Source organism: Kitasatospora sp. NPDC001683 (assembly GCF_053596495.1).
The window spans coordinates 1-8,022 of the sequence record NZ_JBSFGK010000179.1 but is presented as its reverse complement, the minus strand read 5'-3'; the positions used below and the strand labels follow the sequence as shown (position 1 = coordinate 8,022).

Here is an 8,022-nt window from a genome sequence, read left to right as displayed (position 1 = left end):
CGGATCCCTGTATCCTTTTTTGCGCCGCCGCGTCGGGGGTTCGGGTGGCGGGCTGCGGGCGTTGCTACACCCCCGCCCCCCCCGGGGCCGGCCCCCCCCCCCCCGGCCGCGAGCGGTCGGCCCGGCAGCCACGCCCTTGCCCCAGGAAGGTCCCACCGCCGTGCCGCACCCTCCGCACCGCGTGTCCGCCGGAACCACCGCACTCGTGCTGACGGCGCTCGGCGCCCTGCTGGCCGGCTGCTCCGGCTCCGGCCACCCGGCAGCCGCCCCGAAACCGGCGGCCGCCGCAGCGACCCTGGCGGACATCCCGGCCACGCCCAGTGCCGACGTCCCGTCCGCGGCCCCGACCGACCTGGGCGCCCTCCGCCTGCCGATCGAGCAGTACGTGCTCACCCCGGCCGACAACGCCCTGCTGAACCAGGCCTCGTGGGTGCTGGCCGGTGACTGCATCCAGCACCACGGCGTCACGTTCCGGACGCCGACCGCCCTCACCCACCAGCGCAGCGGCAGTGAGGTCCCGCGCCGGTACGGACCGGCGGACCCGGCCGCCGCCGCCCAGTACGGCTACCACAAGGCGCCCGTGCCGGACCAGGACAAGGTGCCGACCGACGACATGGCCTCGCTGTCTCAGGCCGACCGCGTCACGGTGCACGGCTGCCTCGCGGATGCCCAGAAACAGCTCAGCGGCGACGCGGCCTACGGTTCCTCCCGGATCGGCGAACAGATCAACTCCCGCAGCTACGTCAAGGCCACCGCCGACGACCGGGTCACGGCCGCCTTCGCCGCCTGGTCCGGCTGCATGAAGACCGCCGGCTACGGCTACGCCTCACCGATCGACGCCTACAACGACCCGCACTGGGGCGCCTCGCCCACGGCGGACCAGCAGGAGATCGCCACCGCCCAGGCCGACATCACCTGCAAGCGCCAGACCAACCTGATCGGCATCTGGTACGCGGTCGACGCCGCCTACCAGCAGCAGCAGATCCAGGCGCACCAGGCGGAACTCGACCGCGACCGTGCCGCCGAGCAGCGCCAACTCGACGAAGCCCGCAAGGCGTTGACGCGGAGCCCGGGATCGAACTGACGCGGACGATCACCCAGGTCAACGGATCCCAGGCGTCCCGGAGGGGTCAACGCCGCGGGGCGGGCAGGGGGGAAGCGGCGATCCGGCCCAGCAACGTGGCGAGTTGCCGGGGCATGGAGAGGAACGGCGAGTGGCTGCTCGCCAGTCGGTGGACGGAACCGGCACGGCCGGCGAGCTCGCGCTGCCTGGACGGTTCGAGCGCCTGGTCGCGGTCGCAGACGATGTAGCTGGAGGGTACGGTGCGCCACCCCGCCGTGGTCACCGGCTCCGTGAAGGAGCGGACGCTCTGCGGGCGCAGCCGGGTCACGGCACGGTCGGCGTCGGCCCCGGGCACGTCGTCGAAGAGTATCCGCCGGGAGTCCGGGTAGGGCGGGGCCTGGCCCGTGCCGTCGTCCGGGACCGGCGTCCCGAGGAAGGTGGACATGCTCTCACCCGCGTCCAGCTGGAAGGCGGCGAGGTACACCGCCAGCACCGCGTTCGGAGCGTCCGCGATGGCCTCCGTGACGGGGACGCCGCCGTAGGAGTGGGCGATCACCACCGCCGGGCCGCCGATGCTCCGGAGGCTCGCCCGGATGGCGTCCGCGTCGTCCAGCATGCCCACCGGGCGGGCACCGTCGGGCCGGTCGACCGGAGGATGGGAGCTGGGCAGGTCGATGGCGCGGGACCGCCAACCGTCGGCGTCGAGCGCGGTGCGGACCGCGTCCCAGCACCAGGCTCCGTGCCAGGCTCCGTGGATCAGCAGGAAGGTCGGCCGGTCGGTGTCAACGCCCATCTGTGGTACCTCCGTTGCGCGGATCGCCGAGGGCGGGGGAGCGCGGAGCGCGGCGGACCCCCGCCCGTGGGGTGCGAGCCGGGTGGCCGCGCTCAGGACTTCCGGTCGTCGACGATACTGCGCGACCGCGTGGGCGTCGGCGCCGCCCCTCCCGCCCGCCGCCGGGGCACTGCGCTTCCCGCGCCCACGGCCCGGGCTGGGCCTGGTGGTGCCCGCGACCGCTGGCCGGTACGCGGGGGCGGCTCGGCTTCGACCGGAGGGACGCCTGAAACCGCCCTTCGGGCGAGTCATTTGACCAGGCGGGACCAGTCGGCCGGTTGACCGGGGTCGAGCTGGCGCAGCTTGTCGAGGACCTTCGGGTCCTGGGCGTCCAGCCAGTCGGCGACCTGGCGGAAGGAGACGCAGCGGACGCCGTCGCGGTGGCAGACGTCCTTCACCACGTCCTCGATCGCCTGCATGTAGATGCCGCCGTTCCAGTCCTCGAAGTGGTTCCCGATGAACAGCGGGGCCCGGCTGCCGTTGTAGACCCGCTCGAAGCCGGCGAGGTAGCTCTGCCGGGCCTCCTTCTCCCACTCGTCGAACTTCTTCGGGTCGCCCTTGGTGGTGTTCCCGGACTGGCCGGCGAGGAAGTTGAAGTCCATCGACAGGCCCTGGCTCTCCCTGGCCGGGAAGGGCAGCATCTGGAGCGGGAAGTTCCAGATGCCGCCCCTCTTGCTCGGCCAGACCTGGAACTCGCCCGGGGAACTGGCGTCGTAGCGGAAGCCCGCCGCCTTCTCGGCCGGGAGGAGGTTCTTCTGCCCCTCCAGGCAGGGGGCGCGGCCGCCGACCAGCTCCTTGGTGTAGTCGAAGGGGAGCGGCGGGAGGTCCTTGAAACCCGTGTTGGTCTTCCAGTTGGTGACGAAGGAGACGGACTGGTCCAGCTCGCTCTTCCACTCCGCGGTGCTCCAGTCGTTACCGCCCTTCTTCCCGCAGAAGTGGCCGTTGAAGTGGGTGCCGATCTCGTTGCCGTCCAGCCAGGCCAGGCGCAGCTGCTCCAGGGTGTCCTTGATGTGGGCGTCGGTCGCGTAGTCGATGGAGGAGGCGCCCGGGTCGTGCTGGGGCGGGTGGTAGAGGCTGCGCTTGGACTTGGGGAGGGTGTAGATGCCGGTGAGGAAGTAGGTCATCTGGGCGTTGTTCTCCGCGCCCAGTTTGCGGAAGCGGGAGAAGAGGTGCTCGTCGCCCTCCAGGCCGCCGTCCCAGGAGAAGACGACGAACTGCGGCGGCTTCTCGCCCGGTTTGAGCTTCTCGGGCTTGGGCTGCTTGGGCTGGGGGCCGGTGTAGGAGGTGGAACCGTCGCCGAGGACGTGGACCTGGCCGTCCCAGGTCGGTGTCGGAGTCGGGGTGGTGGCGGGTTCCGGGTCCGGCTCCGGTTCCGATTCCGGGGCTGTGGGGTCGGGGGCGGCGGCGTTCGGTCTGCCCTTCGAGAAGGAGTCTCCCGTGGTGAGGGTGAGGGACGCGACGACCCCCACTGCCAACAGGACGGCCGCACCACGAGCAGTCCGCACCGATTCCCCTTCTCTCGGCCTACAGTTCGATCAAATAGAACACTCATGTGATCGATGACTTGCGGGGCGGAAAAGGTTGCACGATTCGAGGAGCAAGTTCCCCGGGTGCATGTCCGGCGAAGGTGAAGGTCGGTGTCGTCGTGCCGGCGACCGGCACGGACGGTAGGTCTCGAGACGTCGCGGCACACCGGCCGCCTGTCGCAACCGAGATCGGCACGAGTTCGTCCCACTGGTGGATCGAAGGCACCGAATCACCAGGGGGAAGCGATGGCCGCGGTCGAACCGGACAATCCGCACGCGGTCGGAGCGCAGGGGCTCGCACCGGATCGCCCTACCCCGAGCCCACGCCGTCAGGTCGTCACCCTCGGTGCGGCCTGCGCCCTGCCGTCGTTGATCTCGGTGGCCATCGGCAGCGTCAGCCGGCACTTCGAGCCCGGTGGGCACGTCCTCGTGATCCTGAACTTGGTGGTGACGCTCGCGGTCGTCATACCCGCGTACTTCGTCAGTGTCCACGCCCTGCAGCCGTCCGCCCCCCGGCGGTGCTGGCTGCTGGCACCCGTGCCGATGGCGCTCGGCCTCGCCGCCGCCCACGGGCTGGCCCTCCTGCTGCCCTTCCGCCCGGGCCTGCTGAGCGTGCTGGTGCTCGCCCTCCCGTCCTTCGCCCTGGCCGGAGCCGTGGTGCTGCGCTCACGCACCGCCCTGCCGGCGGCCGTCGGCATGCTGCTGGGCCTGTTCGTGCTCGCGTTCCCGCTGCGGGCGATGCAGCGGGAAGTGGGGGTCCAGGACCTACTGCGCGAGGCCGGTATCCCGTCCCGGTCCCTGATGCGGCCGGTGCTCTCGGCGGACGTACTGGTCACCGGGATCAGTGGGGACGGGCATCAGGCGGTCTTCGTGCTCAGTGACCAGGCGGACATCCACGCCGGCAGTGGCGGCCTCGGCAAGGGCTTCGACAAGGCCGCGGTCGAGACGGTCTCCCCGGGCTACAGCGCCCCCTGCGGCCGCCCGCTGCTGTCCGCGGACGGCGAGAACCTCACCACCAGCCCTTTCACCCCCTGCCTGCCGGAGCCGGGTGGCCTGTGGTCCGACGGAGCGAACCGGTACGTCCTGCAGCGCGACGGCCTCACGATCACGCTGGCCGCCGCCGGCGGCGAGCTGAGCGCCCTCGGCGGGCGCGGCGAGGTGCGCCAGGCCATCCTGGCGACCCGTCCCGCCACCGAACCCGAACTGCGCTCCCTGGAGGGCTGGTTGCCCTCCAGCTGGCTGGGCTGCCTGTTGCTCTGACCACCCGGAGACGGGACGGTTCCAACCGGGACGGCGTCCGAAAGGTCATCGGGGAGGCTGCCCGCCGGAGACGGGCAGCCTCCCCAGCGGCACTACTGGGTGAAGTTCACGTCGATCACCTGGTAGAAGGCGTGGCCGGTGTCGGCCACCTCCCACACGCCGAGGATCACGTGGTAGCCGGAGCGGTTCGGCAGCTTGACCGGGTGCGGCTTGTCGAGGTGTGGGTCGTCGTGGGCTTCCGGCATCTTGTCGTACGGCATGTCGCCGTACGGCTTGTACGTCGCGAAGGGCTCACGCTCGAACTGGGCGCGGCTCAGCGGAGCACTCGGGTTCCAATCCTCCTTGGTCACGAAGTAGTTGTAGCGACGCGTGCGGTGCTTGGCCGAGAAGCCCCACTGGAAGGGCACCTCGACGCCCGCCCGGAGGTCGACCTTCGGCCACTCCCGCACCTCGTCGAGCACCGCACCGGCCGGCTCGCTGCCGCCGCTGGCGATCTTCCCGTCCGGCGGCACCGCCTTGGGGCCGCTCGGGATGTCCGTCGGCACGTCCGGGTCCGGCAGCCCGACCTGCGTCGCCGGGAAGAACTTCCCGGCTTCCAGCCCGTTGGACGGCCAGCCGCCGTTGAAGTGAATGTCGGCGCGCGAGCGAGGACTCGTCAGCCGCCCGTGCCTGGGGACCGCATCACTGTTTTTCGCAGCCATTTCCATCTCCTCTCGGAGTCGGTGGGCCGGGCAAGCGCATGACAGCTCAGCGGGCGGGATGCGCCGACACGGGAGCAATAATGCCCTGCCCAGCGGAATTTGATGATTCGTAGGCTACCGGTCCGATCCGGCGGGACATCGTCACGCCACTCGCAAGAGTCCGTCGTGTTGTTGAACCGCCCGGCGAGGAGCTCTAGTCGCTGAGGCTCCGTCGGAGGTCCTCGGCAGCGGCGCGGGTGTAGAAGCGCCTGATGCGGGAGGGGGAGCCGGGTGCGCGGAGGTAGATGTGGTGGGTCGGGTCCCAGAGGCCCCAGCTCTCGATCTGGAGGAAGTGGGGGCTGCTGGTGTCGATCAGGCGGATCTCGTAGTGGGGGGTGGTGGCGGTGTTGGTGAGGGTCCAGGCGCGGGCCTGGGCGTACGAGTAGAAGCGCAGCGGCTCGTCGGCCGGGGGGAGGGCCTTCACGAGTCGGTTGCTCGTGCGGTCGCGGACGACCCACACCTGGTAGGAGGCGCCGTGCGGGGCGTCGGCGGGGACGATGGCGTAGCGGTCGGTCATCGGCGGGTCGCAATCTGGATGAAGCCGGAGGCCTTCTCGACGCGCTCGGCGAACTCGTTGAACTCGCCGTCGATGGGGGAGATGGTCGCCTTGGTGGGGACGAGGATCGCGCCGGCCCGCTGGTCGATGACCCGCTGGAGGGCGGCGCGGAGCATGGGGCGGTGCTCGGGCCCCTTCGCGTCGGCTTCGTCGTCGACGACGATGAGGGAGATGTCCCAGTTGAAGGTGAGGGCGTAGGCCTCGCACATGCGCAACTCGCGCTCGGGGAAGGCGGAGTCGGTCCTGGCGAGGTAGGCGACGACCTGGAGGCGTTCGACGGCCTGCGGGGGCAGGGGGCAGTCCATGGCTGCTCCTCTCCGTAGTTGGAGGGCTACCGGGAGTGCTTACTGTCCGCTAAGCTTGGCAATCGTTCAACTTGCCTGCGTTTCAAGTGGAATCGAGTGTGAGCTGTGAACCGCAAGGAGCTTGATCCAACGGCGTCCCCACGTGAGTCCTTCGGCGCGCTGCTTCGCAGCTCGCGCGAGGCGCTGGGGTGGACCCAGCAGGATCTGGCTGCGGCCAGCGGGTACTCGGACAGCTACATCTCGGCGGTGGAAACCGGTCGCAAGTCCACCAGCCGAGACTTCGTCAGGGCGGTCGACAAGGCGCTCGGGACGGGGCAGACGCTTGAGCTGATGTGGGTCGGGATGCGGAGGAAGGGGTTCCTGGAGGGCTTCCCCGAGCACGCTGCGCAGGAGGCCCGCGCGGCCAAGATCAGGATCTTCGAGCCGAACCTCATTCCTGGGCTCTTCCAGACCAAGGCCTACGCATCCGCGCGTGAGACGGCGGCAGTGCAACGAGGAAGCAGCACGCAGGACCAAGCCGAGGAGCGAATGAAGTTCCTTGTCGCGCGTCAGCGGCTGCTCAAGCGTGCAGAGCCGCCAGTCATCCACGCGGTGATAGACGAGAGCGGCATCCGTCGGCCAGTAGGCGGTGCCGCGACGATGCGTGGGCAGCTCGATCACCTGGCCGAACTGGCGACGAGGCCTCATGTGATCTTCCAGGTGGCGCCGTTCAGCCTGGCTGAGCACGCCCCGTTCCGTGCCTTCGTCACGCTGTTGACGTTCGCGGACCGCTCTGTGGTCGGCTACACGGAATCTGCGGACCACGGCTTCGTTGTGCGGGAAGACAGGACTGTCAGGACATGGGAGAGGGCCTACGATCGGCTGCAGGTGGAAGCGCTGACCAGAGCAGCGACCCTCGACCTGATTCACCAGGCCCGAAAGGAACTTTGACCCATGACCCGCCCAGACCTGTCCCGCGCTTCCTGGTTCAAGTCATCGCACTCCGATAACGGCGGTTCCTGTGTGGAGGTCTCACCCGACTTCCCCGGTGTCGTCCCGGTTCGCGACTCGAAGGACCCGGAGGGCCCGGCACTTGTCTTCCCGGCGGATGCGTGGAGTGCGTTCCTCGCCGCGGCCGTCTCCGGCGAGTTCGGCGACATCTGACCATCCGCCGATCATCCGGCCGCCTCGCGGTGCAGGGCCTGGACGGCCTGCGCCACGGCCGGCGGCGGTGGGTGGTGACGCCGCAGCCCGCCGCCACCAGGTGAAGCTCGGTCAGCCAGTCGCGCGCGATATGTGCGATGCGCGGTCGCCCGGGCAGACCAGGTCAGACGCCCAGTGCGTGCGCTGCGGTCGCGCACGACGTGCACGCCATGGAGCCTGCCGACATCCTGCACCCACCGACGTTCTTCGGTATCGAGTGCAGCACCGACTCGGTGATCATCTGGATGACCTTCAAGCACCGACCCCCCGCTCAGAAGGCGGCACTGTTCGAAGCCGTCGCCGACCGCCTCGCGACCGCCACGGGGTTGCGCCGCCAGGACGTCCTGATGACCGTCCTGGAAACCGCTGCGGAGAACTGGTGGGTGGAGGGCCGGACCATCGACCCCGAGACCGGGTTCGACACCCGGATGAACCCGGAGGCCATGGAGGCCGGCCGAGTCGGCTGAACCATGTGAGCCGCGAGCCCCCGGACTGGCGAGTCTCGGGGACTTTCCGGACGGATCTACGGTCGTTCCATGATCTGAGACGAGAATTTCG

Annotated in this window: 10 protein-coding genes and 1 pseudogene; 5 read left to right on the top strand and 6 right to left on the bottom strand. The window is 70.0% G+C overall.

What is annotated here, in order from left to right; genetic code table 11:
• Positions 1-181: 181 nt before the first annotated feature.
• Entirely contained in the window at positions 182-1,084 is a 903-nt protein-coding gene (locus ACWCYO_RS39750) for a hypothetical protein (RefSeq protein ID WP_449786947.1), read from the top strand.
• Positions 1,085-1,130: 46 nt separating this feature from the next.
• Here ACWCYO_RS39750 and ACWCYO_RS39745 read toward each other — a convergent pair whose 3' ends face one another.
• Both ACWCYO_RS39745 and ACWCYO_RS39740 read right to left on the bottom strand, forming a co-directional pair.
• A complete protein-coding gene (locus tag ACWCYO_RS39745) occupies positions 1,131-1,856 on the bottom strand; it encodes an alpha/beta fold hydrolase (protein ID WP_449786946.1) in 726 nt (241 codons plus the stop codon).
• A 287-nt stretch (positions 1,857-2,143) separates the two neighbouring features.
• Positions 2,144-3,400 (bottom strand): hypothetical protein, encoded by a 1,257-nt coding sequence (locus tag ACWCYO_RS39740; protein WP_449786945.1) that lies wholly within the window; start codon positions 3,398-3,400, stop codon positions 2,144-2,146.
• A gap of 267 nt (positions 3,401-3,667) precedes the next feature.
• Between ACWCYO_RS39740 and ACWCYO_RS39735 the strand changes: the two genes are divergently transcribed.
• A complete protein-coding gene (locus ACWCYO_RS39735) occupies positions 3,668-4,681 on the top strand; it encodes a hypothetical protein (protein ID WP_449786944.1) in 1,014 nt (337 codons plus the stop codon).
• 92 nt (positions 4,682-4,773) lie between these two features.
• On the opposite strand, the gene ACWCYO_RS39730 is transcribed toward ACWCYO_RS39735, so the two are convergent.
• The 3 genes from ACWCYO_RS39730 to ACWCYO_RS39720 all read right to left on the bottom strand — a co-directional run bounded on the left by ACWCYO_RS39730 (position 4,774) and on the right by ACWCYO_RS39720 (position 6,282).
• A complete protein-coding gene (locus ACWCYO_RS39730; protein ID WP_449786943.1) occupies positions 4,774-5,382 on the bottom strand; it encodes a lytic polysaccharide monooxygenase auxiliary activity family 9 protein in 609 nt (202 codons plus the stop codon).
• A gap of 193 nt (positions 5,383-5,575) precedes the next feature.
• Positions 5,576-5,938, bottom strand: a complete 363-nt coding sequence (locus tag ACWCYO_RS39725; protein WP_449786942.1) for a hypothetical protein — start codon at positions 5,936-5,938, stop codon at positions 5,576-5,578.
• Positions 5,935-6,282 (bottom strand): recombinase family protein, encoded by a 348-nt coding sequence (locus ACWCYO_RS39720; protein ID WP_270149388.1) that lies wholly within the window; start codon positions 6,280-6,282, stop codon positions 5,935-5,937. Before ACWCYO_RS39720 ends, ACWCYO_RS39725 begins: the two co-directional genes overlap by 4 nt.
• A 105-nt stretch (positions 6,283-6,387) precedes the next feature.
• Here ACWCYO_RS39720 and ACWCYO_RS39715 point away from each other — a divergent pair, with 105 nt between their 5' ends.
• Positions 6,388-7,212, top strand: coding sequence for a helix-turn-helix domain-containing protein (locus ACWCYO_RS39715; RefSeq protein ID WP_449786941.1), 825 nt, complete (start codon positions 6,388-6,390; stop codon positions 7,210-7,212).
• Between the two features lie 3 nt (positions 7,213-7,215).
• Positions 7,216-7,425, top strand: coding sequence for a DUF397 domain-containing protein (locus ACWCYO_RS39710; RefSeq protein ID WP_449786940.1), 210 nt, complete (start codon positions 7,216-7,218; stop codon positions 7,423-7,425).
• A 70-nt stretch (positions 7,426-7,495) separates the two neighbouring features.
• Here ACWCYO_RS39710 and ACWCYO_RS39705 read toward each other — a convergent pair.
• Positions 7,496-7,588: pseudogene (locus tag ACWCYO_RS39705) on the bottom strand (LysR family transcriptional regulator); the annotation flags it as partial.
• Here ACWCYO_RS39705 and ACWCYO_RS39700 point away from each other — a divergent pair.
• Positions 7,563-7,931 carry a tautomerase family protein gene (locus ACWCYO_RS39700; RefSeq protein WP_449786939.1) on the top strand — a complete coding sequence of 123 codons (369 nt, stop codon included), beginning with the start codon at positions 7,563-7,565 and terminating at the stop codon, positions 7,929-7,931. The pseudogene ACWCYO_RS39705 and the gene ACWCYO_RS39700 sit on opposite strands and share 26 nt — an antisense overlap.
• The last annotated feature ends 91 nt before the right edge of the window (positions 7,932-8,022 follow it).